This window comes from Mycobacterium sp. NGS17, assembly GCF_059813205.1.
Window position 1 is genome coordinate 206871 of record NZ_JCALED010000003.1, and the last position, 26003, is coordinate 232873.

Below are 26003 nucleotides of genomic sequence, written 5' to 3' on the forward strand. Positions count from 1 at the left end.
CCCCCGGGTTTCCGTAGGCTCGATGAGATGAGCGTTGCCCCGGATACCACCGTTGCTCTCCACAACCGGTTCTTCCGCGAACTGCCGGAGATGGCGGTCCGTTGGCAGGCGGAGACCTTCCCCGAATTGCAGCTGCTCGCGCTCAACGCGCCGCTGGCCGACAAGCTGGGGCTTGACACCGGCTGGCTGTGCGGCCCCGACGGGCTGCGCTTCTTGGTCGGTAACTCGGTACCCAACGCCGCCACCCCGGTGGCCCAGGCCTACGCCGGCCACCAGTTCGGCGGCTTCGTTCCGAGATTGGGCGATGGGCGTGCCCTGCTGCTCGGCGAGCTGGTCGACGGCGACGGGCGACTGCGCGACATACACCTCAAGGGTTCCGGTGCCACGCCCTTCGCCCGCGGCGGCGACGGCCTGGCCGCGGTGGGCCCGATGCTGCGCGAATACCTGGTCAGCGAGGCGATGCACGCCCTGGGCGTGCCGACGACGCGGTCGTTGGCCGTGGTGGGGACCGGGCGTCCGGTCCATCGCGAAGAAACACTGCCGGGTGCGGTGCTCACCCGCGTGGCCAGCAGTCATCTGCGGGTGGGTAGCTTCCAGTTCGCCGCGTCCACCGGCAACGAGGACTTGCTGCGCCGCCTCGCCGACCACGCGATCACCCGCCACCACCCCGCCGCCGCCGAGGCGGACAACCCGTATCTCGCCTTGTTCGAATCGGTGGTGGCCGTCCAGGCCTCGCTGATCGCCCAATGGATGCTGATCGGATTCGTCCACGGCGTGATGAACACCGACAACACCACGATCTCGGGCGAAACGATCGATTACGGACCTTGCGCGTTCATGGACGCCTACGACCCCGACACGGTCTTCAGTTCCATCGACTTCTGGGGACGCTACGCCTATGGAAATCAACCGGTAGTCGTTGGATGGAACCTCGCCCGCTTCGCCGAGACTCTGCTTCCGTTGCTCTCGGAGCACACCGAGGAGGCAATCGCGCTCGCGGAGCAGTCGTTCGGCGTCTTCCAGACCCGCTACGACGCCGTGTGGAGCGCCGGGATGCGCGCCAAACTCGGCTTGTCCGCCCAGGTCGACGACGAATTCGCCACGGTGCTGGTCGAGGAGTTGCTCGCGCTGCTCAAGCAGAACCACATCGACTACACCTCGTTCTTCCGCCGGCTCAGCGACGCGCCGCGAGGGGATGCCGAACCCGTCCGCGGATTGTTCGCGGACCTGGCCGGCTTCGACGCGTGGCTGACGCGTTGGCGTGCGTTGGGTCCCGACGCCGACACGATGGATCGCACCAACCCGATTTACATTCCGCGCAACCATCTTGTCGAGGAGGCCCTGGCCGCCGCGACGGCCGGCGAGCTCGACCCGCTGCAACAGCTGCTCGCCGCGGTCACCGACCCCTATGCGGAACGGCCGGGCCTCGAGCGCTACGCGGAGCCCGCCCCCGAGGACTTCGGCAAGTATCAGACCTTCTGCGGCACTTGACCTTACGACAGCTTGGCGAGCTCGGCCTGCAACCCATCGAGGCGCTGTAGTGTCTGATCGCGAGGCTCGGTCGGCAAATCCACCAACAGGTGATCCACACCCAGGTCGCGATAGGCCTCGAGTTCTTTCGCAGCCGGCTTGCCGCCGTGGAAGTGGATTACCGGCACGTCCTTGCCGGCCACGTCTCGCAATTGCTCGAGCGGAGAAGCCAACTCCTCTGCCGATCCCGTCATCGACAGCCAGCCCGCGTTCAGCCGCGCGATACGCTTGAAGCCCGCCGGTCCGCCGCCGAGATAAAGCGGTGGATGCGGCTGTTGGACCGGCTTGGGCCAACTGTAGATCGGGTCGAAGTTCACGAATTCGCCGTGATATTCCGCCTTTTCGTGGGTCCAGATCTCGATCATCGCGTCGAGCCGCTCGTCGACGACGCGTCCGCGGACCGAGGGATTCACGCCGTGGTTGGCGATCTCCTCACGCAGCCAGCCGATGCCCACCCCGAATCGAAAACGCCCCTGCGACACCAGATCCAGCGACGCCACCTCCTTGGCCGTGTGGATCGGGTCGCGCTGGGGCACCAGGGCGATGCCGGTGCCCAGGACGAGCCGCTCGGTGGCGGCCGCGGCGGCGGTCAGCGCCACGAACGGATCCAGCGTGCGGTAGTACTTCGGCGGGATCGGGCCGCCGCTCGGATACGGGGTCTTCGCGTCGACGGGGATGTGTGAGTGCTCGGCGAGAAAGAGCGATTCAAAACCGCGCTGCTCAAGCGCCTCGCCCAACTCCACGGGACCAATGCCGTCGTCGGTAACAAATGTCAGCACACCGAAACCCATGATGCTCAGTCAACAGCATCACCGCTCGCCTGTCAGCGCGGGCTTGTCCCGGCGGCTCGCTCGAATGACTCAGCTCACGGCGCGGTTTCTTCGGTCACCGCCCGGGTTGCCCGGCGGTTGGCCGGACGCACCGCGCCCCAGAGGCCGGTGGCGACACCGATCGCGGCGCCGCCGAGGCCGATGATCTGCTGCGAGGGCTTCAGCTGGCTGTGCACGCTCAGCCCGCCGACCAGGTCGGCCACGTCGGCACCCGCGGAGGCCAGGAACCAGCCGTGGGTGTTCTTACCGCGCAGCGCCGCCGACGCGAGCAGGACACCGATCAGCGCGTCGCGATAGCCCATCGACCGCAACAGCAGCTGCGCCGTGGGCGTCGGCTCGTCCGGGTCTCCCCACAGTTTGTTCGCCCGCAGCGGGTCGACGAGGAAGGAAACGCCAGAGGCAAGTCGGATGGTGCCCGCAAGAAGGCCGAACCGGTCGATGGACATGGTCTTCAGAGCCTAGGAGCAGATCGTGCGATCGTGCGCGTATTCCATTCGCAAGTCGCTCACGGCGCCGGGCAGGAATCGGCGATCTGCAGCGACGCCGGCCACAGCACAGTCGCCGCCCCGAAGGCCATGGCGTCGGCGCCGGTGGGCGCCACCGCTTCTATCCGCGCCTGAATTCGCTGGATCTGCTCGGGGTGAAAAGCCGTCCACGCGAACCCAATACACAGGTAGGGGATCAACAACCATAATCCCAGCTCGATCAGGCCGCCGACGCTGATCTTGTGCCCGAGGATGCGCCGGATCGGGTCCATCGCGTGTTCGATGCCGCCCATGACCGCACTTCCTACCGCAGCACCAGTTTCAGCGCGTAGTCGACGACAGCATCGAGGTCCGTACCCAAATGCCCGGCGAGCCACTGCTGCGCGAGCTCGGCCATGGCGCCCGTGTACAGGGCCGCGGCGACCTCTGCGGCCACCGGATCGGAGTCGGGGTTGAGGCGCCAGCCCTCGGTCAGCACGCCCTCGCGCAGCATGTCCTGCGTGGCGCGGCGCCGGACGGCCAGCACCGGGTTGGTGCGCGCGTCGGTGAACAACACACGGCCGCGGCGCGGATCGGCCGAGGAGAAGCCGAGCACCGCCGCGATGCCGGCCCGGGTCCGGGCGCCCAGCGAATCCCCCGCCTGCCCGACGGCGGCCTCGATCACTTCGCCGAGCTGATCGCTCACCCGGTCGTAGACGGCCCCGAGCAGATCGTCGGTGTCGCTGAAACTCTCGTAGAAATACCGCGTGTTCAGCCCACATTCCCGGCACACCGAACGCACCGAGAGGGCCGCCTCGCCGCCGCTGCCGAACAGTCGATAGGCGGCCTCCACCAGCAGCGCACGTCGTTCGGCGCGGCGGTCCTTGAGCGGTATACCGGCCCACCGGGTGGGACTCGACATTCCTACAGGGTAAGTCGACCAGGCGCGGGCCTTGTCACACCTATGGCCAAAACCTTATTCTGGTTACAGTCGTGACCAGATTTCGTAGGGAGTGTGTCGTGTTTCTGCCACACCAGATCGTCGGGCAGATGATCAACAAACGGTTGGACGACAACATGCGGCGGTACTTCTTCCGCGGCATGGAGTTCGCCGCGCCCGTGGGCGATCCGGGTTGGTTCGGTCCCGACAGCGCCGTGTGGCGGGTGCACTCGCACTTGCCGGCGCTGATCTTCGGGCTGCAATGTGCCGCCTTCATGGAGACCCTGGACCCGTCGATCTACTGGATGGGCATGCACCACTCCCGCCTGATCAAACGGGACAGCGACGGAAACCCGATATCGCGGGTGCCCCACATCGATCCCGAAGGTGCCGCGACACGCCTCGGCCACTCGGTGGCGTTCTTCATCGGCACGGCATACGGGTCCACGGAAACCGCTGAGCGCCTGGCGAAATCCGTGCGCGCTATGCACCACACCATCAAGGGCACCCGCCCCGACGGTGCCCGCTACGACGCCGACGATCCCGAGTGGCTGCGGTGGAATTACGCGACGGTGGTCTGGGGCCTGGCCACCGCGCATGAGCTATATCACCCAATGCCGTTGCGCGGCAAGAGACTTGACCGCTATTACGGTGAGTTCGTCCGGGTCGGGCATGCGTTGGGAGGCGTCGACCTGCCGACCACGAAGGCCGAGACGCTCGAGTGTCTGGAGTCCTACTTGCCGAAATTGGCTGTCACCTATGGCAAAGCGATGGGCACCGGCCCCAACGTTTCGATGCCGCAGGCGGCGGTCGATTGGGCCATCCGCGACACCATGCCGAAATGGGCCAAGCAGATGCTGCAGCACCGCGATTGCAACATCATCGAACGTACCGCTCGTCGCACCGCGGTGTGGTCGATCATCAACGGGATCCACGCGGCATCCGGGCCCGCCCCGGAATTTCAGCAGGCCCAAGCGAGAGTCAAGGGGGGAACCACGGTCCCTCACACCCTGCCGAGCTACGTACTCGGCAGCGATGAGGTCCGCAGCCGCTCGGAGGTGGAGCGCAGCTTCCAGTCGGTGTAGTCCGCACGAAAGCCGTTGCGTACAACCAGGTGCCGACCGCTACGCTGCGCCGGGTGTGATGATGGGAATATAGATGATCGGCGGCGTCTGCGGAGTCGTTGCCGGCGGCGGCGCCTGAGTGACTTGTTGTCCCAGGTGCTGGGGGCAGTAGGCGCTCGCCGCGATCATCGTGAATTGAGCGGCGCCGTCCACCGTGAACCCCGGATTACTCGACGACACGCTTTTGATGACCTCGACCTGCGGGCTGCCCTCGTCCATCAGTTGGCAGGCCCTTTTACCCACCCCGACGGCCGCAGCCGGATCCTGATAGGTGATGCCCGCTTTGTTCAGCGCGGCGAGGAAGCTTGCATCGGCTCCCGAAGCGCCGACCGGATCGGCGTACGCCGGCGCGGCCGCGCCGGCGAGCACGGCGCAGCCCGCAAGCGCTACCAGCATTCGCATCGCTTCATCTTCGTATAGATCGGCGGCCGTGTCCTGCCGGCCCCCTCACCGTGTGCATGAACGGGGAAGTCGAGCCGCCGGGTGGCGATCCTCACGAATGCTGGCACCCGCCCTGGATGTGGTACACAGTGGCTATGTCCGCGCTGTCCCGTCAACACCGTTGAGAGCGCCGACGTGGACGACGATCGACTTCTGACATCCGGCCAGACCTGCTGGCGCACGGCACGGGCCGACCAATTCGCCCCCATCATCGACGCCGCCGACTACTTCAAACACGTCAAGGCGGCGATGCTGCGCGCTCGCCATCGAATCATGTTGATCGGCTGGGACTTCGACTCCCGGGTGACATTCGAGCGCGGCGCGAAGACACTTCCCGGGCCGAACCAGCTGGGCGCGTTCCTCTACTGGATGCTGTGGAAGCGGCCGAATCTGGATGTCTACCTGCTGAAGTCCAATCTTCGGCTGCTGCCGGCATTCGACGGCATCTGGTTTGGCCTCACCCCGGTATCGCTGCTGAACCAGATCAGCAGCAGGCGAATGCATCTCGCCATCGACGGCGCCCACCCGATCGGCTCGGTGCATCATCAGAAGATCGTGGTCGTCGATGACGCGGTCGCGTTCTGCGGCGGCATCGATCTGACACTCGAACGATGGGACACCCGCGCACACGCGCATCGCAACCACCACCGCCGGACGGTAGGGCGCGGTTACGGTCCGCGCCACGACGTCGGCCTGGCCGTCGACGGCGCGGCGGCGCGGGCCCTGGCTGAGCAGGCCATGACCAGGTGGCAGACCGCGACCAAACAATCGCTGTCGCCGGTCCAGGCCAAGCACAGCGCGTGGCCCAGCAAACTGGAACCGAGCCTGCGCAACGTCGACGTCGGAATCGCCCGCACCGTGCCGGAGCTCGAGGATTCCGCCGAGGTCAGGGAGGTGGAGGCGCTCAACCTGGCGGCCATCGCGGCGGCACGGGACACCTTGTATGTGGAAAACCAATACCTGGCATCCCGCACGATCGCCGAAGCGCTGGCTGCGCGGCTGCGCGAAGACCGGGGTCCGGAGATCGTCATGGTGCTGGCTCGCAGAGGCAACAATCCTCTCGAGCGCGGAACCATGGACAGCGCACGCCACCGCCTCATCCAACTGCTGTGGGAGGCCGATGAGCATGGCCGGTTGGGCGTGTTTTGGCCGGTGACCGACGGCGGACCGCCGATATACGTCCATTCGAAGGTGCTGGTGGTCGACGACCGGCTGTTGCGCATCGGCTCCTCGAATTTCAACAACCGCTCGATGGGGTTCGACAGCGAATGTGACGTCGCGATCGAGGCGCCGCCGGCCGATTCCGAACACGACGAGCTGCGCCGCGAAATCGCTTCCGTGCGAAACGAATTGCTGGCCGAACACCTAGGGGTTTCGGTAGGCGAACTGGAAGAGGCGATCGGTGAACACCGGTCGGTGTTGAAGGCCATCGAGGCGCTTCGGGGACACGGCAAGACGTTGCGGCCTTTTACCGAGCGCACCATCGCCAACGAGGCGGGCCCGCTGGCCGAGAACGACCTGATGGACCCCGACCATGTGCCCCGGTCGCTGACCCGCAGCGTGCAACGGTTCATCACCGGCCTTCGGGGTTGACCGGTCGGCGATTCGGGTGTGGGTCAAGTCCAAATCGGCCTAGTGTGGGCAGAAGTGCCAGTGAACAAGGACGAGCACCGATGAGCATCGACGACGAATCAGTCACCACGCTGGAGGACCTGCGGGGCGATCTGGCGCAGCGCTACAAGCGGACGCCGACCGGTGGAAGTTCGGTAGACAGCGCGATCGTCGAGGCCGACATGTCCGCGCTGGATCGCGACGGCTACGTCATCTGGGAGAACCTGCTAAGCCCCGAGCAGTGTTCGCAGATCCGCGAGGTCGTGCGCCCTTGGCTGGGGCACACCGGACGAAACTCCTTCGAGGGCCTGCGCACTCAGCGCATTTACAGCGTGCTGAGTAGGACCAGGGCGTGCGATCGGCTGGTCGACGATGCGCGGGTGCTGGCGGTGCTCGATCGGCTGCTGATGCCCAACTACCTGCTTTCGGCGTTGCAGGCCATCAACATTCGCCCCGGCGAGGCCGCACAGCTGGCGCATCACGACGACGGCTTCTACCCGATTCCGCGTCCTCGGGCCCCGCTCGCGGCCGCGACGATCTGGGCGATCGACGACTTCACCGCCGACAACGGCGCCACCGTCTTGTACCCGGGCAGCCACCGCTGGGGAAAGCGCCGGCCGGGTCCCGACGATCAGGCCCTCCCGGTCGTCATGCCCGCCGGGTCGTGCGTCTTGTTCGTGGGCACGCTGTGGCACGGTGGGGGCGCCAACACCACAGATCGCGAGCGCCTTGCCGTCACCGCTCAGTACTGCCAACCGTGGCTGCGACCGATGGAGGCCTACACCCTGTCGATATCGCGCGACATCGCCCGAGCGGTCTCCGATGACATTCGCCGGATGCTGGGCTATAGCATTCACCCACCGTTCGTCGGCAACGTCGACGGCCTGCATCCGTTGCGGCTGTTGGAAGTCGAGGCGCAGTCCTAGCGCCCGTTCGATCGGGAGGCAGGGCGCTTGCACGTTTCCCGGTTTGACGGGCCCCTACCTGGCTATTCTCAGTTCTGTCATGACGCGTCGAGCGGGCCCGCCCGACGGACAAGAATCGGATTCGCCGACGGCCGGGCTCGGGAATCGTTTGCACCGCAACCACCGGATGGTGGCCGGTGCCAAAATGCTGGCCGCGCTGACATCGCTGGTGCTGGTGGCCGCCATCGGCATCGCCTGGCACGCCTACCGCAGCGCCTCGGCGGGCATCACCAAATCCGAGGCATTGGCCGGTGAACCCGAGTCGACCGGAAACGACCAGAACATCCTGATCATGGGCCTGGATAGCCGGCGCGACCAGCACGGACAGCCGCTGCCAGCCGACATCTATGACGCGCTGCACGCGGGCGATGCGGATTCCGCCGACGGCGATTCCGACGCGCTCATTGTTGTGCACCTGCCCGCCGGCGGCGGTCCGGCCACGGCGATCTCAATTCCCCGCGACGACTACGTCGAGCTGGCCGGATGCCCGACCTCAGATTGCCGCGGCAAGATCAAGGAGGCCTACAGCTTCGCCTACCAGCGCGTGATGGCCGGCCACGGCTCCGCCGGCTCACAACCGAGCCCGACCCCGGTTCAAGGGCAAGACTCCACCACTAGAGAACAGACGGCGCGGGAGGCGGGCCGCAAAGCCGAAATCAGCACCGTCAAGAGTCTTTTGCAAATCCCGATCGATCACTTCGTCGAAGTCACCCTGGCCGGGTTCTTCCAGATCGCACGCGTGGTCGAACCGATCACGGTGTGCCTCAACGCCGATACCTCGGACCGCTACTATTCCGGCGCGGACTTCCACCGAGGTATGCAACAGATCAGCGCAACTCAAGCGTTGGCCTTCGTTCGGCAACGCCGCGACCCCAACGACGCGGCATTCACCGACCTTGACCGCAGCCGGCGTCAGCAGGCCTTCATCGTCTCGGTGGTCAGCGCGATGCGCCGCGGCGGGACGCTGTCGGATCCCACCAAACTGCATGCCCTGCTGGACGTCGCGAAGCAGAACGTTGCCGTCGACGCTAATTTCGACTTCGACGATTTCGTTCGTAACGCGCTGGAGTTCCCCAACAGGCCAGTCGCGCTGTACACGCTGCCGGTCACCGGGTTCGGCGAAATCTCGAACGGCGCCTACGTGAATTTCATTGACATACCCACCATCCGCTCCATCGTGCACAACCTGGTGGGCACCGATTCGTCGACTACCTCCTCGACCAGCAGCCCCTCCGCAGCAGCGCAACCGGACAGCGGTACGCAGAGCACTGCCGGCAGCGTCGCGCTCGACGTGGTCAACGCCTCGGGCCGGCAAGGCGAGGCCGCAAGCCTCCAAACGCTCTTGGCGACTGGAAGATTCACTGGCGGCAAGGTCAGCAGCGCCGACTCCACCAGCGAAACGAGCAGCATCGCTTACGGGCCCGGCGCGAAGACAGCGGCCACCGAACTCGCCGACCAGTACGACATCACCGCGACCGCATCAGACAGCGTCGCCGGCAACACGGTGCAGCTGACCGTCGGGACCGATTTCTCCCGATTCGACCACCACCGCGATTACCCGTCGGGATCGCCGCCCCTAACCGCGACGGCGCCCGTCACCACGGTGCCGGCGACGGGCGCCGGCACGCAAGAACCTGCCGTCACCAACCTGTCGCGCATGACCGCCGACGGCATTCCCTGCGTGAAATGACAAGAGGCCAAGGCGTTTTCCGCCGGGCATGCCTCGATGTCGCGGCGGACGGCGCGGTGTTCAGAGGTGCAGGGCCTGCGCCGCCGCCGTGGCCACGGCACCCCTGAGATTTGAGATCGGCGGGCTGCCCCGCAAGTGAATGGAGTTCGAGAGCAGGATGACGTAGGTATTCGAGCCTGGGTCCATCCACAGCGTGGTTCCGGTAAACCCGGTATTGCCAAAGCTGCCGACGGGAAACACCTTCCCGCGCGGCCTGGAGTAGGCCGTGTCGATGTCCCAGCCAAAACCGAACAGGCTTTGCCCTTCGATCGCCGGATAGTGGGCAGCGTGAGCTCCTTGGGCGGCACGGTTTGCCGCCTCAACTTGTCCGGCGGTGTGACCGGGTTGCTGAGGGGTAGTCATCAGCTCGAGAGTTTCTGTCCGCAAAGGAAACTCACTCGGACGGCCGGCCAGCCGATCGAGCAGCGCCTGCGCAAAAATACTGACGTCGTGCGCCGTCGAGAACAGGCCGGCATTGCCGGCTACTCCCCCCATCCGGCGCGCCGTTGGGTCATGCACGGTACCCCGAAGCAGCGCATAGAAATCCGGATTTCTGCTCGGGTCGTCTCTGCTTTCCTCGTCACGTGCCGTTGGCGCGATACGCGGCAGGAAGCTGGTGTTCCATGTCCCCGCGGGGCAATTCATCGGCTCACCTCCCGGCGGCGCGGGGGCCCAGGCAACCGCTGCCCCTCGCACCACGTGTGGGCCACACGCTTTGGCCGCAGGAAGGTAGCGGGTATCTTGCAGCCCGAGCGGCGCAACCACATTGCGTTGCACGTACGTGTCTTCGGCCTCGCCGGTGGTCTTTTCGAGCAGCGCGCCGAGCAGGATGTAATTGATGTCGGAGTATCGGAAAAGCTCGCCCGGACCCGACTGCAGTGGCGTCGTGAGCGCGCGACGAATGCCTTCCGCTTTGTCGGGTCCGGCCAGCCCCCACGGGTCTTGCAGGCTGACGTCGATCCCTTCGCCGGAGAAGTTGGTCAGCAACATGCGAACCGTGACCTTGGCTCGCCGTGGATCGTTCGTTGTGTTGAAGTCGGGCAGATATTTCTGCACCGGATCGTCGAACGCGACCTTGCCCTGTTCGTAGAGCTGCATGATGGCGACCGCCGTCGCGAGGCACTTCGTCAACGACGCCATGTCGAAGATCGTGTCCTCGGTCATCGGCTCTGCGGGTGCGGGCGATCCATCCAGCCCCGGTTCGCCGGCCAGTTTTCGCGACCCGTACGCCTGGTGGAAGACGACGTGGCCGCCGTGCCCGACCACCACTACCCCACCCGGCAGCCCGCCTGCCGCGATCGCGTCGTTCATCAGCTCGGAGACGGGTGCGAAGTCAGGCGCGGGCCCCGCACCTGGGGGCTCCGCCGGCACAGGCCCCGGCGCGGACGTCAAAGCGGGCTGCTGCGAGCGGTCGGTCTCGGGTGCGTGTGCCGTAAACGCCCAGGGCGACGCCGCGATCAGGCCGAGCAGCACAATTGCGACCACGACCGTCTTGCGCGGCGAGGTCGGCCAAAATTTCCACCTGCCACTGATCACAGGCATACGGCAAGAGTAAATCGACGGCATGACGGCATCCAGCACTCCTTCGGTTTCCGCGCAAAGCGGCTGTCGCGCAGCAGGTTAGAGCGGTGTGCAGTACCGTGGCCCCGGATGTGTCGCGACGCCCGGTCGCGGCGATCTAGTCGGTCTGGGAGCGAGCGGTGAGGACTCATCCCCGTTGACGTCCGGCAGGCAATCAGTTGCCGTGCTGGCGGGCACGATGGCGGCCATCGTGACCTTGACACAATGCACCGGCGTGCCGAAGCCCCCCGCGTCCAGGCCGTCGTCCGCCGCGTCGTCGGCGGCCGGGACGTCAGCGCCCGCTTCCGCTAGCAACATTCGGCCGGTCACCGCCGGGGAGCTCGGGGCGAGCTGGCGGCCGGACTGCCCGGTAGACCCCGCGCAGCTACGACGCGTCGAGGTCGACCACATCGGTTTCGACGGACGGGCGCACCACGGCGAACTGATCGTGCATCAGGACTTGGCGCCGGAGGTCATTACCGTCTTCGCTCAGCTCTACCGACTCGGATTTCCCATCGAGAAGATGCGTACCGTCGACCACTACCCGTCCGCGAACGATGAGCTCTCCATGCAAGACGACAACACGTCGGCGTTCAACTGCCGGGGCATCCCCGGAAGCGATCACTGGTCTCAACACGCCTATGGCCGGGCTATCGACCTCAATCCGCGTCTCAACCCCTGCGTCTATGCCACCGGTACCTTCCAGCCGCAAAACGCCGCGCGTTACCTGGACCGCAGCCGACGAGACCCAGGACTCCTGCACGACGGGGACGCCGCCGTGCGCGTCTTCACGGACCGCGGGTGGCGGTGGGGCGGTCACTGGACGGCCCCGATCGATTATCAGCATTTCGAGCGGCCCTGAACCGGAACTCTGCAAGGATGCATGGATATGTCGCGCTCATTCGACGTCTCGACCGAGTCACCCGCCAGTGTCGAACAGATCCATGCCGCGTTCGGTCGCGAGGACTATTGGCGGGCCCGCATCGCCGATGCCACCAACATCACGCTCGACTCGCTGGTGGTTGATGCCGACGGCACGGTGACAGCCCAGATTAGCCAGCATTTCGGCCGTCAACTATTACCCGGCCTGGTGTCCAAGCTCATCAAAGGCGACCTGAAGATCGTGCACACCGAGACATGGCGACCGCAAGCCGACCGGCGCGTGCGCGGGGAGGTCAGCGTCTTGGCGTCCGGCGGATTGGGGTCTGGTCACGTGGAGAGCTGGCTGGCACCGACGGACGACGGCGGCTGCCAAATGCGCTCTGCCCTGCGCGTGGAGGTGAAAATCCCTCTGCTCGGCGGCAAACTCGAGAAATCTATCGGGTCCGACTTGGCCAACGGCATCCCCGAGCTGGTGCGCTTCACCACCACGTGGATTACCGAGAACGACGTGTAAGTCCCGGTTGCGTCGGCTGCAGTTGGAACATTCGCTGCGATGTGGCGGCATTACGGCTGGGGACGGTGCTGAATCGCCCGCATTCCGGCCTGCGCCTACGCGCTACGCGAGTCACTGTCATAGCGCTTCGCCAATGTCGGGGAGTAAGGCGATGTCCTCGTGTTGGCCATTGCGACGAAATAGTGCCGCTGTCTCTCGAACATTCCTCTTAGCCCAACCAACATTGAAGTGACTTAGCACCTGATATTCATATTTGAAGCGCTCTGCTCTATCTCCCACACGTTTGGCGGCTTGGCTGGTAACCACCCCTCCGACGTACCAGTAAAGAAGGTCATCAAGTGTGCCGACCCGGTCGAAACCGAGTTTTCCGCGGTCGTAAAAAGTGAAGTGATACGCGTCATCGTCGACCACATAGATATTCAGTCCGTCGTTTGTTCGAAGCCCGACGGGCATAGTACGAACTCCGAGCGTTTCCGATAGCCGATCGACTTCAGCCTGAAGTTCCGCTGCTTTATCGGCCAAGGCGCGGTCCTGATCGCATTTGCATTCGCCGGTTCACTGGTGTCTAACCCGGGGTGCAATACCGTGCACATCCTTCATTAGCTGGTTTTCCATTATCCCGGCCCGCCCATTTCACGGACACCGTCATGTGCAACGGGGAAATACTTCTTGATGCGTTCGCGGACCGCCTCGAGCGATTGGTCTATGGTTGGGAACGCGATTGCCGGATTATCCCTCATGACTTCATCCAAGGACACTCCCCGTCGGATGGCGAATCTGGGAAGATAATGCCATTTTTCTGACCGATCATAAAGACCAAGAATGTTATCGGCGTCGAGCGGCGCAATCATGCAATTTATCTCGCCTTCACGCGGTGCATCGTATATCTGGATCTTGCAATCGTCTGAACGGAAGAAGACAACGTAAGCCTTCCGTCCGTGTTCAACAGTGTCACCGAACTCGTCCAGTTCGAATCCGAGCTGAATCAGCAGAGGCTCAACAATGGACCGCACTCCCGCTAAGAATTCTTCTGTCATCTCCGCCCGCCCGCCACATGTACCCAAGAGTTGCCAACCTGCTGATAACCGTATTCCTCTCCGTTGCTCTTCAAGTAAGCTATTTCCTTGGCGGAGAAGGTGTCCGGCCTCAGAGCTAAGACCTCTTCGACAGTGTTGAACCCCTGCGGCAAATTGTATTCGATGCGGGCAATGCCAGCTTCCATATGGCCGCGGAGGAATTGTTCATTGACCTGCCAAGCCAGGCCCTGCGCTTCCGCATGACCAAGGCTCCGCGTTAGAGCAGCCCAAGCTGGGTCACCCGTATCGAAGTAAATTCCGCCGTGCCCTCTGGCGTCACCAATGTAACCACCTGCCTGGCCATCAAATCTGCCCAGAACTACTCGGTCCGAGTGGTCACCAACGTAGTGAGTGGACATGTCAGCCAGTTGTCGACTGAGGCTCGGTGTGGGGCCGCCATGCCCGAACGCGCCATTCAGATCTGTGGCCGCCTGCTCTGCCCACGGGTTGTAACCGAAGGGGTGATCGAACCCGATCGGCGAATGCGGTGAAACTACGGGACCGGTGTCGAGCACACCAGGGCCGATGTCGCCAAGTCCCGCTTCAACGGCCGCTCCCTCGCCACCGAAAATCAGCCCAGGCAGAGCGAATGCGCCGTCGGCGGCCTTGCCGCCGAGATAATAGGCCGGGCTCGGTGAGTCAAGGGCGTTCTTGACTTCTCCGATCGCCGCGACAGCCGGGTTCGGCGCCGTCTCGATCGTGTTCTTGAGCATCTGCTCCCATGATTTGAGGACGCTTGGAGCCCCGGGTCCTCCTTGTCCGACAAGGTTTTTGATCGCCTGGTCGGTAGCAAACCATCTGTCACTGAATCCTTCACCGAATCCGGGCGGTGGCGGGCGCTGCGGCTCGGGAGGAACGTAATTGGGCATACCGTTATCGAGCCACTGCTGAGTACGCCCAACCACGTCATTCAAACGCGCCTCGATCTGATCTGGCGGCACGCCGTCGCGGATCATGGTTTGGCGTGCCATCGCCTTGAAGCTCTCCACGTCAGCGGGTTTCAGCGCAGGCGGCGGTGTGCCAGGAACCACCGGTCCTTGCACCCCGCCCAAGAGGTCGGCCAGGCTTCCGGGTGTGAGCTGATCACCTTGGCCACTTACCGCCTGCTTGCCGGTGGGAAGCGAGGGGCCTTGCGGCACGGGGGGATTGCCACCGGCGCCGCCAGCCGGAGCCGGCGCATGTGAGGGTGGACCATCACCGGACGCGGGATCTGCGGCGCCCGCCGGAAAAAGCATGTCTTGCAACGACCGCGGCTGACCCTCGGCGGCAGGCTTCGGCGCGCTTTGCGGCGCCGGGCGACCTGCAGGCAGAGACGGGCCTTCCCCGACGGCACTGCGGATGGCGGTGGCAAGCTCGTGATCGGCGCTGTCCGCATGCACCTTCAACGCAATCAGCTTGTCCTGCAACACCTGTTGCTGGGCAGCGAAGTCCAGGGAGTCACGGCCGACCCACGTGTCGCCCACGTCGATTCGCCAGTCCGGCGTTATGGTCCAGCCGTTCGCATCAGCGACCCGCTGAATGTCATCGAGCTCGCGCTTGCACGCACTAACGTCCTTCTCGGCGCGCGATACCGCCGCGGCTACCTGCTTGGACTCCTGGCCGTCCGCATCGATGTCGCGGCGAGCCTTGCCCAAATCGGTGCGAAACGCTTCTCCGGCCTGCCCCTGCCAGCCGATGAGAACGTTGTGGACCTGCTGGAGGTTGTCCCCCAACTGCTGCAAGGTATTTGCGCGCCCATTGGCCGTCTCGAATACCCTGTGAATCGCGTCGAGATCCCAACGCTTGACATCAGATGGGGTCAACTGCCCCACTCGAAACCCCTACTCCTGCAACGATGTAAAGGCTCGTTGCGATTGACGCTCGTTGGTGAGATACCAGAGCATCGCCTCGGCGACGTGGGACCCAAGCGCGTCCACCCGCTCATTGTGCTGGTCGTGGCGGACCTCCCACCGTGCCGTCAACTCACCCAATGCGAGCTCCGAAGATCCGATCCAGCCCGGCGCGGCCTCGGCCAGCCGATCCTCATGGGCGATGAAGTCCAGAGCAGCATCACCAATCGCGTTGAACATGTGGTTACTGCCGAGGTGCAGTGCGACCGGATCGACCTTGAAGCTATCGGCCACAAACCATCCCTTCCGCTCGTCGGCATCGTGTTCCGAATGATAATTCGTCGCGGGCGCTCGCGCCCTTCACCTCCTTTGACCAGGTCGTGCGCTGGCTGTCGAGTCCATCGCCCGGGTAAAGGGCTGAAGTTCGCCCGAGATAAGAGACAATCACCTCATGCCCCGTGAACCCCACGAGCCGCCGGCCGCGCCGCGACCGAAGCGGGTGCATGTCACGCCCGAGGACGTGGAAAGGTTCGGCGACGAGGAGCAGGTGCGCGAGGCGTCAGACGAGCGCCGGCTACTTGACGAGCGACCACCGCATCACCAGTAGCCCGAAGGGCCTCGCGGAAGGGACTGGCGAAGGCCGCCGCCGCTGAGTGAGACTGGTAGCCATGAGTTTGGTGGAAACGGTCTTTTCGCAGGTGTTACGGGTACACGACACGGTCTATCAGAAGACGAACGGGTGGATCGGCCACCGCACACTGTGGATACCGAGTCTGCTGCTGCATACCGTCGGGGCGAAAACCGGCAAACAACGCACGACGTCGCTGTCCTACGCCCGCGACGGTGACAACTACCTGGTCGTCGCCTCCAAGGGCGGTGCGCCCCAGGCTCCCGGCTGGTACCACAACCTGAAATCCAATTCCGACGTCGAGATCAACGTCGGCCCAAGGCGTTTCGCGGTCACAGCACGGCCGGTGCTGTCCGGCGATCCCGACTACCAGCGGCTGTGGCAGATCGTCAACAAGAACAATCAAAACCGCTACAACGAATACCAGAAGAAGACGTCGCGACCCATCCCCGTGGTGGTGTTGGCCCCGAGAGGGTAGGACGGGCCGGGAGCCGCGGGACTCAGGTCGCGGCGGGCCCCTCTGGGCCGAGAGTGAAGACCTGCACCTCGGCCGACTTTCCCTTCAACGCGTGCGCTCCCCGATTCAGGAGTCCGGGCGGCCGAGATGTCAGCGCTTCCACGCACGAACCGGTGAGAAGGATGGCGTCGCCGGTGATCTTGGTGAGTTGCTCGACGCGGGCCGCGACGTTGACTGCGTCGCCGATCAGGGTGAACTCGAGCTTGCTTCCGCCACCGATGGTGCCGGCGATCACCTTTCCGGTATTGACGCCGATGCCGATGCGAAGCTCATCGCCGAATCGCTGGGCCACGAGTCGCTGGATCAGCACCGCCGCGGTAACCGCGGCATCGGCATGATTGGCGAGATCGTTGGGGGCGCCGAACACCGCCAGAGCGCCATCGCCGAGGAACTTGTTGACGTGCCCACCGGCGTCGACGACGGCTGGCACCACGATTTCAAACAGCGCGTTGAGCCGCGTGACGGTGTCCTCGGCGGAGTTCGCCTCGGCGAACGGAGTGAAGTCACGGATGTCGACGAACATCACAGTCACCTCGCGCCGCTCTCCGGTGAAGACGTCGTCGCCCTGCTGTAGCAGCCGCGCGGCGAGGGCCGGGTCGACGTAGGTGCCGAACGCGCCCTGAAGCCGTTGCCGCTCGGCCAAACCCGTCTGCATGCGATTGAACGACGCGGCCAGGGCGCCCAGGTCGTCGTCCTGGACGACCGGCAAGCGTTGACCATAGTCCCCTGCCGCAACGCGTTCGGCGCCTTTGGCGAGGTCGCGAATGGGTTGCAGGGAGTGTGAAAACCCGATACCGACCGTGACCGGCACCGCGAAAACCAGTGTCAACGCACAGCCGATCGCGGCGGACAGGATCGGTGCATCGCTGACCGGGGCGAGCACCGTCGCGCACATAGCCCCCGCAACGGCGTAGGCAAACGCCGCTGCAAGCATGGACACGTTCGACCGCGTGGCAAAACTCGGGCGCGAGCGCGGCAGCGAGTCCCCAATTCCCGTCCCGTCGGCAAGGGCGATCCTGACCGGACGCTGCATCGCCTCCAGGATGCTGTGAAAAGCGATCAGCTGCACCGCTATTCCGATGACGGCGCCGCGGATCCCGTACTGCACCAACCGGATCCACGACGCTCCAGCGATGGCGCCGACGACGACGGACAACGCGGCGGCCCATACGCCGGTAGCCCAGACCGTCAGGCCGGACGATTTGCGGCTGTAGCGGTAGGTCTCCTCGAGTGCGGCCGCTCGATCGATCTCGCGACCGGCGGCCCACTGCCCCACGTAGCGGATCCATTGGCGACCAGGAGAGACCATGATGCACACGAGTAACAGCACCGCGACAACGGTGACGGCGGCCGCGTCTACGTATCGCCCTTGCTTCTCCGCAGCGACGATCGGCAACGATACGAACACGGCGTAGACGGGAAGCGAAACGAGATACGCTGCCGCGCACAACGCCCACCAGTAATACCGCGCCCCGTATCGATCCCACGCCCACTGCCAGATGCGATCCATGTCGGGAGATTAAAACGTCGCCGATCGCGATGTGCGGGAAAGGGCCGCGTCGGCCCGGCTGCAGCGCCCGGGCACGATGTCTCTTATGGTCGCCGTATACCGCGCGCCGATGCGATCGCGCAATGATGCCGTCGAGCCACAAGCCGCCATATATCGCGCCCGCAGGCTCGGCGTGTGCGGGTTCGGCCAACTTGTGAGCGGGCCGGCCGAACAGGAGCGGCTTGCCCGTCGGGTGTCCCGATTCGCCGAGGTCGACGGAGGTTCGTTCGTGTGGACCCGCGACACCCGTGGGTGGTTCTGGCTGGGCCGCATCTCCGGGCCCTACGTCTACGACGCCGGCAAAACCGCTGCGGCGGTGGATTTGGTGCACATACGACCCTGCGAGTGGCTGTCCACGCCGATCCTGGAACACGACGTGCCGGACGCCGTCGTCGCCACATTCGGTCGGGGCGGAAGAAACTTTCAGGAAATCCACCATCCCTCGATCGGCGTTGCGACACAGGTGATTTGGGATACGTGGACGCATCAGTCCGCCGGGAACTGAGCGTCCGGATAACCGCTGCCGTCAACCTTCGACGGCGAACAGCGCCCACTCACCCGCCACACCCTTGAGGGCGTGCGCGCCGCGAGCGGTGAAGCCAAGACCCGACCCGGCGACCAGATCGACGACAATGCGCGAGACGAGCACCTCGCCCGCCCCGGCCGCCGCTGCCACGCGCGCGGCGATGTGGACGGCGATGCCGCTGATGTCGTCGTCGCGCAACTCCACCTCGCCCGTGTGTACACCCGCCCGCATCTCGAGACCCAGGCTGCGCAGCACGTCGCGGATCGCCGCGGCACACCGGATCGCCCGGGCGGGCCCGTCGAACCGGGCGAGGAAGCCGTCGCCAGTCGTGTTGACCTCGCGACCCTGAAAACGTGCGAGCTGGCGCCGTACCTGGGCATCGTGCCTGCTGAGCAGCTCCTTCCATCGCTGGTCGCCGAGCTCGACCGCTCGCTTCGTGGAGTCGACGATGTCGGTGAACAACACCGTGGCCAGGACCCGCTCGACCGCAGGCTGCGGCCGGACGCCGGTGAGGAACTCCTCTATCTCGTCGAGCAGGGCATCGGCGTCGCCCGTAAAGAAGAGGTGGTCGGCGCCGTGGAGCTCGACGAACTTGGCCCCGCGAATGCGGTCGGCGAGATAGCGGCCCATCTCAAGTTTCACCATCCGGTCGTCGCGCCGGTGGAGCACGAGCGTCGGCGCCTGAATGGTGGGCAGCACGTCGCGGATGTCCAGTTGCGGATAGAGCGCGAAGATGTTGCGGACCATTCCGGGGCTGGCGGCCACGCGTTGCAGCCGCGCCCACCACCGCCGGAAATCGGCGTCGTCCCGCCGGCTCGGAGCCCATGCACCCAATCCGACGCCCTCACCCCAGCCCTTGGCACTCACCTCGACCAACGCCGACAGCTGCTCCTCGTTGACGCCGAGCGGGTAGTCAGTTCCTTCGAGCAGACGGGAGAACGTGCCATAGAGGGCAAGCGCATTCACGCGATCGGGATGGCCTGCCGCCGTCAGCATCGCCATCGTGCCGCCCTCCGAAACGCCCACCAGGTCGGCGCGTTCACAGCCGGCCGCGTCCATGACGGCGCGCAGATCGTCGACGGACTCTTCCAAAGTCGGCGCGTGCATGACCGGATCCGACAGGCCAGTGCCCCGCTTGTCGAAGGTGACGACGCGACGAAAAGACGCGAGGCGCGAATAGAAGTGGACGACCGACGGCTCCTCACACATGATGTCGAGGTGCGAGATGAAGCCGGGCGCGACGACGAGGTCGGGTCCCTCTCCGGTGACCGAGTACGCGATGTTCAGGCCACCACTCTTGGCATAGTGGATGTCCGGCGCGCTGCCCGCGACGTTCATGGTCGAACCTTACGCCTGCCTGGCGGCACCTTCCCTCGCTTCACAGAGGGTGGTTAGCCTCCACGTATGGTCACCTCGCCTGCCGCGCTCACCGCCGCAGAACTGAAATTGCGGGAACAGGTTCGGGCGTTCCTGGCCGAGAAGCTGCCCTGGGGGACGTTCGAGCCTGGACTTGGCATGAGCGCCGAGGTGAATCCGCGGTTCTCCGCCGCATTGGGCGAGCGTGGCTGGATCGGCATGGCGGTCCCGGCGCGCTATGGCGGCCACGACGCCACCGCCGTCGACCGCTTCGTCGTCGTCGAAGAACTGCTGCGCTGGGGCGCGCCCGTCGGGCATCACTGGGTGGCCGACCGACAGATCGCCCAGGTGCTCCTTCGCTACGGCACCGAGGAACAGAAGCGGTGGCTGTTACCGCGAATCTGCCGCGGCGAGTTGTGTTTCTGTATCGGCATGAGCGAGCCCGATGCCGGCAGCGACCTCGCGTCGGTCCGCACGAAGGGCGTGCGCGACAGTGATGGCTGGCGGGTTTCGGGCGTGAAGGTGTGGACAAGCAACGCCATGCGCGCCGACTTCATGATCGCGCTGTGCCGCACCGGCGACGGCGAACGGCATGCGGGGCTCAGCCGATTCCTGATCGATATGCGAAGCCCCGGCGTGACGGTCAAGCCGATCCCCTTCCTGAATGGCAGCACCGACCACTTCGCCGAAGTACTCCTGGACGGGGTGCTGGTTTCCGATGAGATGGTGATCGGCGAAATCGGGCAGGGCTGGGCACAGAACGCCGACGAGTTGGCCTTTGAGCGCAGTGGCCCCGACCGCTGGATCTCAACCTTCCTGGTCGTTCAGGAGTTTGTCCGCGAACACCCGGACCTCGCAGCCAGTCGCGAAGGGAGCCGGCTGATCGGCGAGCTCGCGGCCCAATACTGGGTGTTACGCCGACTCTCGCTGACGGTGGCCCGCGCGATCGATGCCGGCGACACCCCCGCGGCCGAGGCGGCGCTCATCAAGGAGATGGGCACCCGGTTCGAACAAGACGTCGTGCGCGCGCTGCGGGAGTTGTTGGACCGCGAGCTCGTGTGCGGGCTGGGGCCGGAACCGTCATTGTTCGAGCGATTGTTGCGTCGCGCCGCGCTCGATGCGCCGTCATTCACCATCCGGGGCGGCACCACCGAGGTGCTGCGCTCCGTCGCCTTCAAAGGGCTGTCATGAGCGACAACGAGCTGTATCGCGCCGCCGACAAGCTGTTTGCCGCACACAGCCGTTGGGAGGACGTCGGCGACGCCGACGCCACCGGCTGGGCGCCACAGCTATGGAACACATTGCGGCAGAACGGGTTCAGTGATGTCCCGGTTCCAGAGGAGCTGGGCGGAGCCGGGGGAAGCGTTGCCGACGCGATCCAACTGTTGCGCGCCGCGGGAGCGCACGCGGCACCGGTGCCCCTGGCCGAAGCCGGGCTGGTCGGCGGTTGGCTATTGGCGTCTGCGGGTCTCGCGCTCCCCGAGGGTGTTCGGACGGTACTGCCACCCGCCGCGACGCTGAGTCTCGACGGTGGCCGCCTGTTCGGTACGGCGCCGGCGGTCGCATGGGGCCACCGCGCCGAGCATCTCATCGGATTCGTCGACGGCGCCGTGGTGCTCGCGCCCGGACCGGCGGCCTCATCAGGCGGACCGGCCGTCAGCCGCGGCGTCAACCTCGCCGAAGAGCCGCGTGACACAGTGATTTTCGAAGGTGTCCGGGTAACCGCGCGCGCCGACGCACCAGACGGGGTCAATGACCAATCGCTCTGGGAGCGCAGCGCCCTGGGCCGTGCGGCGCTGATGGCCGGCGCGGTAAGTGCCGTCGCCGCAATGACACTGCGCTACAGCGGCGAACGTGAGCAATTCGGCCGCCCCATCGGTCGATTCCAAGCCGTTCAAGCCCATTTGGTCACCATCCACCAGCAGGCCGCGGTAGTCGCGTCGGCCCTCGACGGTGCGGTCGAAGCGGTCGAACTCGGCCGGGGCGGATTCGAGATCGCTTGCGCCAAAATGCTTGCCGACCGGGCCGCTCAATTGGTGACGGCGGCCGCTCACCAGACGCATGGCGCTATCGGCATGACGAAGGAGTATCCGTTGCACTATCTGACCCGTCGGCTCTGGGCATGGCGAGACGAAGCCGGAGGGCATCACCGCTGGGCCGACCGACTCGGCGCGGCCCTGGTCGCCGGTGGCCCCGACGCCCTGTACCCAGCCATCCAGTCAGGCTCGGAGGTGGTGTCGTGAACCGGCTGCAGCGCCCGGACGGGGTGACACTGGCCTATCAGGTGCACAACCCGGACGCGCGGGGCTTGCCGCTCTTGCTCACCCACGGTTTCGGCGCCACCGCGGGCATGTGGAATCCGAACATCGATGCCTTGAGCGTCGACCGACCGGTGATCGTCTGGGACCAGCGCGGTCATGGCAGCAGCGACGCGCCCGAGGACATCACGCGCTACACCGAGCAGATCAGCGTCGCCGACATGGCGGCCGTTCTCGATGCCGCGGGTGCCGATCGCGCCGTACTCGGCGGAATGTCCTTGGGCGGCTACCTATCCCTGGCTTTCCACCTCGTCCACCCGCAGCGGGTGGCCGCGCTGGTGCTGGTCGACACGGGGCCGGGTTATCGCAACGACGAAGCGCGCGACAAGTGGAACGCGTGGGTGGAGCGCCGCGCTCGAGAACTCGAGCGCGGTGAAGAGCGCGCCGACGCGTCGGCGGAAGTCGCGCAGGCGTTGCATGCGCATCCCGAGGGCCTGCCGCTCGCTGCCCGCGGCGTGATGGCCCAAAAGGACGCCCGCGTGATCACGTCGCTCGAGCGCATCACGGTGCCCACGCTGGTGGTCGTCGGCGCCCAAGACACCGACTTCCTGGCCCCGGCCGACTACATGCACCGCAAGATCGCCAATTCCCGCAAGCTGGTCATCGACAACGCGGGGCATGCGGCGAACATGGACCAGCCCGAGGCGTTCAACGCCGCGGTGTGCGACCTGTTGGAACAGCTTTGACTGATGTCACCGTCGAATCCGTCGGCCATGTGGCCATGGTGGAGATCCATCGGCCCCCGAACAACTACTTCGACACCGCCTTGATCACGGGCATCGCCGACGCCTACGAGCGACTGGACGACGATGTCGAATGCCGGGCGATTGTGTTGTGCGCGGAGGGAAAACACTTCTGCGCGGGCGCCGATTTCTCCCAGCCGGCCGAGAATCGCTCGTCACCGGGTGAGCTCTACGCGCAGGCCATCCGGTTGTTCCGCGCCCGCAAGCCGGTTGTCGCGGCGGTGCAGGGCGCCGCGATCGGCGGTGGGCTCGGGCTTGCTCTCAGCGCAGACTTCCGAGTGGCCGCACCTTCCTCGAAATTCGCGGCCAACTTCAGCCGGCTTGGTTTTCATCCCGGTTTCGGTATCACCGCCACGTTGCCTCGTGTCGTCGGCCAGCAAAAGGCGCTGGAGTGGATGCTCACCGGTGAGCGTTTCGGGGGTGAAATCGGTTATGCGGCGGGGCTATTCGACGAGCTGGCTGCCGACGGCGACGTTCGGCCGGCGGCGATTCGGTTCGCTGAGCGGATCGCCGCTTCGGCTCCCCTGGCGCTCACGAGCATCCGTGCGACGATGCGCGCCGGACTCGCCGAGGCCGTCGCAGCCGCCACCGCCCACGAACTCGAGGAACAAACGCGACTCCAGTCGACCGCGGATTTCCGCGAGGGCGTGACGGCGGCGGCCCAGCGCCGCACCCCGACATTTACCGGTCGCTGAACTTCCTCGGGCTCACGGCGAAAACCGATACGGTGCATTGCATGCGTCGTGTGGACTACGTCATTCACTATGTCGAATCGCTCAGCCGCTCGGTGGCGTTCTACCGCGACGTCCTCGGGCTTCGGGTGCGCATCGAGGGCGACGGCTACGTCGAGTTCGACATGGAGAATACGAAGTTCTCGCTTTTCGAACGCTCGAAGCTGCCCGAGCTCATCGGTCGCGAGGGCGGCAACGCGCCCTGCGGTGAGATCGGCTTCCTGATCGATGACGTCGATGCGGAAGCAGAACGGCTGAGCGGGCTCGGCGTCGAGATCCTCACGGGGCCAGTGGATCGACCATGGCGGGAACGCACGCTGCACATCGCCGATCCGGACGGCAACATCATCGAATTCGCACAGAAGCTGCGATGATCCTCGCCATCGACCTCGGCAAGACGTCCTGTCGGGCAGCGGCAGGCGGCCGGCTGGTCGAGGGTGCGGGCGCGCCGGGGCTCGCGATGCCCGGTGGCGCGCGCGCCGCGGAGGCGGCGATTGTGGCCGTCGCGCGAGATTTCGGCTCCGTCGATGAGGTGGTCGTGGGCGCCGCGGGGGCGCTGGCGGCACCCGATGCGGCGCGCGCACTGGGCGACGCGCTGCTGAAATCGTTTAGGGCGCAGTGCGTTGCGGTGACGAGTGACGCGGTAATTGCGCATGCGGGCGCACTGAATGGCGAGCCGGGCGTCGTGCTGATCGCGGGCACCGGCGTCGTGGCGCTCGCCATCGATGCGGACGGCGCGCTGCGCACCGCCGACGGCTGGGGTCCGTGGCTGGGTGACGAGGGTGGTGGCACGTGGATCGGCGCCGCCGGGCTGCGCGCGGCGCTGCGGGGCCACGACGGCCGCGGGCCATCCACCGTTCTGCTCGACGCCGCCCGCGCCCGCTTCGGCGCGCCGGAGACCTGGCCCGCGCAGCTCACCGACGCCGCCGCCCTCGCGTCCTTCGCGCCCGACGTCCTCGCCGCGAAAGGCGACGCCGCGGCGCTGGCGATCATCGGCGCCGCGGCCAAGGCACTCGCCGCAACCGCCCGCGCGGCCGGGGATGGCCCGGTGGCGATGGTCGGCGGACTGGCAGGGGTCGAGGCGCTGCGCGAGCGACTCGACCTCATCCGTGCCGCCGGCGATGCGCTCGATGGCGCGCTGCGGCTGGGACCGATCCATGAGCCGCATGTCATTCGGATGCAGACCGCCGGTGCGACGCACGGCCTCGACGCGCTCGCCACCGAGGCCGTGCGGCCGGGCCTGGACGACCTCGACGCGCGGCCCATCGCGGAGGTCGTCGCGCTGCTTGTCGCCGCCGAAGGCGAGGCGCACGGCGCGGTTGCGGCGGCTGTACCGCGGATCGCGGCGGCGGCCGAGGCGATTGCCGCGCGGCTCGAACGCGGTGGCCGCCTGATCTACGCCGGCGCGGGGACGCCCGGTCGGCTCGGCGTGCTCGACGCGGCCGAGTGCGGGCCGACGTTCGGCACCGACCTGGTACGCGGTGTGATCGCCGGCGGGCCAACGGCTTTGACCGAGGCGATCGAGGGCGCGGAGGATGCGTTCGACCCCACCGATCTCACGGATCTCACCGCTGCCGACGCGCTCGTCGGGATTACGGCGTCGGGCCGCACACCGTACGTGCTCGGAGCGCTTGAGCACGCGCGCGCGGCGGGTGCTTTGACCGTCGCGCTAGTCAACAACCCGAGAAGCGAGGCGTCTGCCGATGTGGTGATCGAGCTGCTGACCGGGCCCGAGGTGCTCGCCGGGTCAACGCGGCTCACCGCGGGGACGGCGCAGAAGGTCGTGCTCAATGCGCTCTCGACGAGCGTGATGATCGCGCTCGGCAAGGCCTATGGGGCCCAAATGGTCGACGTGCGCGCGACCAATGCGAAGGTGCGCCGCCGAGCGGTGCGGATCGTCCGCGATGCGGCCGGCGTCGACGAGCGGACCGCTACCGCCGCGCTCGCCGGGGCGGGCGGTCACGCCAAGACCGCGATCGTCGCTCTGCTCGCGGGCGTCGACGCGACCGAGGCCGCCGCCAGGCTCGACCGGGCGCGCGGACGCGTGCGCCACGCGCTGGGTGGGACATGAATCAAGACGTCCCGCGGGCCGGCGTCACGCCCGTATGGTGAGGATCGTGTGTGAGCCAGCGTGCGGCCG

General features: G+C 66.0%; 28 protein-coding genes and 1 pseudogene. 17 read left to right on the top strand and 12 right to left on the bottom strand.

What is annotated here, in order from left to right; all coding sequences use genetic code 11:
* The first annotated feature begins 27 nt into the window (after window positions 1-27).
* Window positions 28-1491 (top strand): protein adenylyltransferase SelO, encoded by a 1464-nt coding sequence (locus AC5Y7E_RS08825; protein WP_499948533.1) that lies wholly within the window; start codon window positions 28-30, stop codon window positions 1489-1491.
* Window positions 1492-1493: 2 nt separating this feature from the next.
* Here the strand turns inward: AC5Y7E_RS08825 and AC5Y7E_RS08830 are convergent, their stop codons facing one another.
* From AC5Y7E_RS08830 to AC5Y7E_RS08845, 4 genes are all read right to left on the bottom strand, one after another.
* Window positions 1494-2321 (bottom strand): LLM class F420-dependent oxidoreductase, encoded by an 828-nt coding sequence (locus AC5Y7E_RS08830; RefSeq protein ID WP_499948534.1) that lies wholly within the window; start codon window positions 2319-2321, stop codon window positions 1494-1496.
* A gap of 74 nt (window positions 2322-2395) precedes the next feature.
* A complete protein-coding gene (locus AC5Y7E_RS08835; protein WP_499948535.1) occupies window positions 2396-2806 on the bottom strand; it encodes a DUF4267 domain-containing protein in 411 nt (136 codons plus the stop codon).
* Between the two features lie 59 nt (window positions 2807-2865).
* The gene (locus AC5Y7E_RS08840; RefSeq protein ID WP_499920024.1) at window positions 2866-3138 is read right to left on the bottom strand and encodes a hypothetical protein; all 273 of its coding nucleotides are present in this window, start codon (window positions 3136-3138) and stop codon (window positions 2866-2868) included.
* 11 nt (window positions 3139-3149) lie between these two features.
* Window positions 3150-3746: a TetR/AcrR family transcriptional regulator gene (locus tag AC5Y7E_RS08845; RefSeq protein WP_499920023.1), complete on the bottom strand. Its 597-nt coding sequence runs from the start codon at window positions 3744-3746 to the stop codon at window positions 3150-3152.
* Window positions 3747-3844: 98 nt separating this feature from the next.
* On the opposite strand from AC5Y7E_RS08845, the gene AC5Y7E_RS08850 reads away from it, so the two are divergent.
* Window positions 3845-4849, top strand: a complete 1005-nt coding sequence (locus AC5Y7E_RS08850; RefSeq protein WP_499948536.1) for an oxygenase MpaB family protein — start codon at window positions 3845-3847, stop codon at window positions 4847-4849.
* A gap of 39 nt (window positions 4850-4888) precedes the next feature.
* Here AC5Y7E_RS08850 and AC5Y7E_RS08855 read toward each other — a convergent pair whose 3' ends face one another.
* On the bottom strand, window positions 4889-5290 hold the full coding sequence (locus AC5Y7E_RS08855; protein WP_499948537.1) for a DUF732 domain-containing protein: 402 nt from the start codon (window positions 5288-5290) through the stop codon (window positions 4889-4891).
* 174 nt (window positions 5291-5464) lie between these two features.
* Between AC5Y7E_RS08855 and AC5Y7E_RS08860 the strand changes: the two genes are divergently transcribed.
* The 3 genes from AC5Y7E_RS08860 to AC5Y7E_RS08870 all read left to right on the top strand — a co-directional run bounded on the left by AC5Y7E_RS08860 (window position 5465) and on the right by AC5Y7E_RS08870 (window position 9595).
* Entirely contained in the window at window positions 5465-6922 is a 1458-nt protein-coding gene (locus AC5Y7E_RS08860; RefSeq protein WP_499948538.1) for a phospholipase D-like domain-containing protein, read from the top strand.
* Between the two features lie 80 nt (window positions 6923-7002).
* On the top strand, window positions 7003-7866 hold the full coding sequence (locus AC5Y7E_RS08865; protein ID WP_499948540.1) for a phytanoyl-CoA dioxygenase family protein: 864 nt from the start codon (window positions 7003-7005) through the stop codon (window positions 7864-7866).
* 166 nt (window positions 7867-8032) lie between these two features.
* Window positions 8033-9595, top strand: a complete 1563-nt coding sequence (locus AC5Y7E_RS08870; protein WP_499948821.1) for an LCP family protein — start codon at window positions 8033-8035, stop codon at window positions 9593-9595.
* 60 nt (window positions 9596-9655) lie between these two features.
* Here AC5Y7E_RS08870 and AC5Y7E_RS08875 read toward each other — a convergent pair whose 3' ends face one another.
* The gene (locus tag AC5Y7E_RS08875) at window positions 9656-11176 is read right to left on the bottom strand and encodes a serine hydrolase domain-containing protein (protein ID WP_499948543.1); all 1521 of its coding nucleotides are present in this window, start codon (window positions 11174-11176) and stop codon (window positions 9656-9658) included.
* Between the two features lie 217 nt (window positions 11177-11393).
* Between AC5Y7E_RS08875 and AC5Y7E_RS08880 the strand changes: the two genes are divergently transcribed.
* Both AC5Y7E_RS08880 and AC5Y7E_RS08885 read left to right on the top strand, forming a co-directional pair.
* Window positions 11394-12056, top strand: coding sequence for a M15 family metallopeptidase (locus AC5Y7E_RS08880; protein ID WP_499948823.1), 663 nt, complete (start codon window positions 11394-11396; stop codon window positions 12054-12056).
* A gap of 27 nt (window positions 12057-12083) precedes the next feature.
* On the top strand, window positions 12084-12590 hold the full coding sequence (locus tag AC5Y7E_RS08885) for a DUF2505 domain-containing protein (protein WP_499920018.1): 507 nt from the start codon (window positions 12084-12086) through the stop codon (window positions 12588-12590).
* Between the two features lie 117 nt (window positions 12591-12707).
* On the opposite strand, the gene AC5Y7E_RS08890 is transcribed toward AC5Y7E_RS08885, so the two are convergent.
* From AC5Y7E_RS08890 to AC5Y7E_RS08905, 4 genes are all read right to left on the bottom strand, one after another.
* Window positions 12708-13043, bottom strand: a complete 336-nt coding sequence (locus AC5Y7E_RS08890; protein ID WP_499948824.1) for an Imm63 family immunity protein — start codon at window positions 13041-13043, stop codon at window positions 12708-12710.
* A 161-nt stretch (window positions 13044-13204) separates the two neighbouring features.
* On the bottom strand, window positions 13205-13627 hold the full coding sequence (locus AC5Y7E_RS08895) for a hypothetical protein (protein ID WP_499948546.1): 423 nt from the start codon (window positions 13625-13627) through the stop codon (window positions 13205-13207).
* Window positions 13624-15477: an Rv0964c family protein gene (locus AC5Y7E_RS08900; protein WP_499948547.1), complete on the bottom strand. Its 1854-nt coding sequence runs from the start codon at window positions 15475-15477 to the stop codon at window positions 13624-13626. Before AC5Y7E_RS08900 ends, AC5Y7E_RS08895 begins: the two co-directional genes overlap by 4 nt.
* A 9-nt stretch (window positions 15478-15486) precedes the next feature.
* Complete coding sequence (locus AC5Y7E_RS08905) at window positions 15487-15789, bottom strand: RNA 2'-phosphotransferase (protein ID WP_499948548.1); 303 nt, start codon at window positions 15787-15789, stop codon at window positions 15487-15489.
* A gap of 157 nt (window positions 15790-15946) precedes the next feature.
* On the opposite strand from AC5Y7E_RS08905, the gene AC5Y7E_RS08910 reads away from it, so the two are divergent.
* Window positions 15947-16102, top strand: coding sequence for a hypothetical protein (locus AC5Y7E_RS08910; protein WP_499920016.1), 156 nt, complete (start codon window positions 15947-15949; stop codon window positions 16100-16102).
* Window positions 16103-16163: 61 nt separating this feature from the next.
* Entirely contained in the window at window positions 16164-16601 is a 438-nt protein-coding gene (locus tag AC5Y7E_RS08915) for a nitroreductase family deazaflavin-dependent oxidoreductase (RefSeq protein WP_499948549.1), read from the top strand.
* Window positions 16602-16623: 22 nt separating this feature from the next.
* Here AC5Y7E_RS08915 and AC5Y7E_RS08920 read toward each other — a convergent pair whose 3' ends face one another.
* The gene (locus AC5Y7E_RS08920; protein ID WP_499948551.1) at window positions 16624-18150 is read right to left on the bottom strand and encodes an adenylate/guanylate cyclase domain-containing protein; all 1527 of its coding nucleotides are present in this window, start codon (window positions 18148-18150) and stop codon (window positions 16624-16626) included.
* A gap of 85 nt (window positions 18151-18235) precedes the next feature.
* Here AC5Y7E_RS08920 and AC5Y7E_RS08925 point away from each other — a divergent pair, with 85 nt between their 5' ends.
* Window positions 18236-18694 carry a GAF domain-containing protein gene (locus tag AC5Y7E_RS08925; protein ID WP_499948552.1) on the top strand — a complete coding sequence of 153 codons (459 nt, stop codon included), beginning with the start codon at window positions 18236-18238 and terminating at the stop codon, window positions 18692-18694.
* 21 nt (window positions 18695-18715) lie between these two features.
* Here the strand turns inward: AC5Y7E_RS08925 and AC5Y7E_RS08930 are convergent, their stop codons facing one another.
* The gene (locus AC5Y7E_RS08930; RefSeq protein ID WP_499948553.1) at window positions 18716-20053 is read right to left on the bottom strand and encodes an adenylate/guanylate cyclase domain-containing protein; all 1338 of its coding nucleotides are present in this window, start codon (window positions 20051-20053) and stop codon (window positions 18716-18718) included.
* Window positions 20054-20119: 66 nt separating this feature from the next.
* On the opposite strand from AC5Y7E_RS08930, the gene AC5Y7E_RS08935 reads away from it, so the two are divergent.
* The 7 genes and pseudogenes from AC5Y7E_RS08935 (at window position 20120) to AC5Y7E_RS08965 (ending at window position 25934) form a co-directional block, all read left to right on the top strand.
* Window positions 20120-21262, top strand: coding sequence for an acyl-CoA dehydrogenase family protein (locus AC5Y7E_RS08935; RefSeq protein ID WP_499948554.1), 1143 nt, complete (start codon window positions 20120-20122; stop codon window positions 21260-21262).
* Window positions 21259-22314, top strand: a complete 1056-nt coding sequence (locus AC5Y7E_RS08940) for an acyl-CoA dehydrogenase family protein (RefSeq protein ID WP_499948555.1) — start codon at window positions 21259-21261, stop codon at window positions 22312-22314. The genes AC5Y7E_RS08935 and AC5Y7E_RS08940 overlap by 4 nt, the downstream gene beginning before the upstream one ends.
* Window positions 22311-23075: an alpha/beta fold hydrolase gene (locus AC5Y7E_RS08945; protein ID WP_499948556.1), complete on the top strand. Its 765-nt coding sequence runs from the start codon at window positions 22311-22313 to the stop codon at window positions 23073-23075. The genes AC5Y7E_RS08940 and AC5Y7E_RS08945 overlap by 4 nt, the downstream gene beginning before the upstream one ends.
* Window positions 23072-23827: an enoyl-CoA hydratase/isomerase family protein gene (locus AC5Y7E_RS08950; protein ID WP_499948557.1), complete on the top strand. Its 756-nt coding sequence runs from the start codon at window positions 23072-23074 to the stop codon at window positions 23825-23827. Before AC5Y7E_RS08945 ends, AC5Y7E_RS08950 begins: the two co-directional genes overlap by 4 nt.
* A 41-nt stretch (window positions 23828-23868) precedes the next feature.
* On the top strand, window positions 23869-24237 hold the full coding sequence (locus tag AC5Y7E_RS08955; RefSeq protein WP_499948558.1) for a VOC family protein: 369 nt from the start codon (window positions 23869-23871) through the stop codon (window positions 24235-24237).
* Window positions 24238-24323: 86 nt separating this feature from the next.
* Window positions 24324-24911 (top strand): annotated as a pseudogene (locus tag AC5Y7E_RS08960) (BadF/BadG/BcrA/BcrD ATPase family protein); the annotation flags it as partial.
* A gap of 129 nt (window positions 24912-25040) precedes the next feature.
* Window positions 25041-25934: an N-acetylmuramic acid 6-phosphate etherase gene (locus AC5Y7E_RS08965; protein WP_499948826.1), complete on the top strand. Its 894-nt coding sequence runs from the start codon at window positions 25041-25043 to the stop codon at window positions 25932-25934.
* Window positions 25935-26003: the final 69 nt, after the last annotated feature.

Coding starts and splice junctions, on each gene's coding strand:
- AC5Y7E_RS08885 (WP_499920018.1), top strand. CDS start 12,084: ATGTCGCGCTCATTCGACGTCTCGACCGAGTCACCCGCCAGTGTCGAA.
- AC5Y7E_RS08830 (WP_499948534.1), bottom strand. CDS start 2,321: ATGGGTTTCGGTGTGCTGACATTTGTTACCGACGACGGCATTGGTCCC.
- AC5Y7E_RS08940 (WP_499948555.1), top strand. CDS start 21,259: ATGAGCGACAACGAGCTGTATCGCGCCGCCGACAAGCTGTTTGCCGCA.
- AC5Y7E_RS08865 (WP_499948540.1), top strand. CDS start 7,003: ATGAGCATCGACGACGAATCAGTCACCACGCTGGAGGACCTGCGGGGC.
- AC5Y7E_RS08935 (WP_499948554.1), top strand. CDS start 20,120: ATGGTCACCTCGCCTGCCGCGCTCACCGCCGCAGAACTGAAATTGCGG.
- AC5Y7E_RS08840 (WP_499920024.1), bottom strand. CDS start 3,138: ATGGGCGGCATCGAACACGCGATGGACCCGATCCGGCGCATCCTCGGG.
- AC5Y7E_RS08955 (WP_499948558.1), top strand. CDS start 23,869: ATGCGTCGTGTGGACTACGTCATTCACTATGTCGAATCGCTCAGCCGC.
- AC5Y7E_RS08825 (WP_499948533.1), top strand. CDS start 28: ATGAGCGTTGCCCCGGATACCACCGTTGCTCTCCACAACCGGTTCTTC.
- AC5Y7E_RS08910 (WP_499920016.1), top strand. CDS start 15,947: ATGCCCCGTGAACCCCACGAGCCGCCGGCCGCGCCGCGACCGAAGCGG.
- AC5Y7E_RS08915 (WP_499948549.1), top strand. CDS start 16,164: ATGAGTTTGGTGGAAACGGTCTTTTCGCAGGTGTTACGGGTACACGAC.
- AC5Y7E_RS08870 (WP_499948821.1), top strand. CDS start 8,033: ATGGTGGCCGGTGCCAAAATGCTGGCCGCGCTGACATCGCTGGTGCTG.
- AC5Y7E_RS08855 (WP_499948537.1), bottom strand. CDS start 5,290: ATGCGAATGCTGGTAGCGCTTGCGGGCTGCGCCGTGCTCGCCGGCGCG.
- AC5Y7E_RS08930 (WP_499948553.1), bottom strand. CDS start 20,053: ATGAACGTCGCGGGCAGCGCGCCGGACATCCACTATGCCAAGAGTGGT.
- AC5Y7E_RS08965 (WP_499948826.1), top strand. CDS start 25,041: ATGCAGACCGCCGGTGCGACGCACGGCCTCGACGCGCTCGCCACCGAG.
- AC5Y7E_RS08890 (WP_499948824.1), bottom strand. CDS start 13,043: ATGCCCGTCGGGCTTCGAACAAACGACGGACTGAATATCTATGTGGTC.
- AC5Y7E_RS08835 (WP_499948535.1), bottom strand. CDS start 2,806: ATGTCCATCGACCGGTTCGGCCTTCTTGCGGGCACCATCCGACTTGCC.
- AC5Y7E_RS08845 (WP_499920023.1), bottom strand. CDS start 3,746: ATGTCGAGTCCCACCCGGTGGGCCGGTATACCGCTCAAGGACCGCCGC.
- AC5Y7E_RS08875 (WP_499948543.1), bottom strand. CDS start 11,176: ATGCCTGTGATCAGTGGCAGGTGGAAATTTTGGCCGACCTCGCCGCGC.
- AC5Y7E_RS08925 (WP_499948552.1), top strand. CDS start 18,236: ATGGTCGCCGTATACCGCGCGCCGATGCGATCGCGCAATGATGCCGTC.
- AC5Y7E_RS08880 (WP_499948823.1), top strand. CDS start 11,394: ATGGCGGCCATCGTGACCTTGACACAATGCACCGGCGTGCCGAAGCCC.
- AC5Y7E_RS08895 (WP_499948546.1), bottom strand. CDS start 13,627: ATGACAGAAGAATTCTTAGCGGGAGTGCGGTCCATTGTTGAGCCTCTG.
- AC5Y7E_RS08920 (WP_499948551.1), bottom strand. CDS start 18,150: ATGGATCGCATCTGGCAGTGGGCGTGGGATCGATACGGGGCGCGGTAT.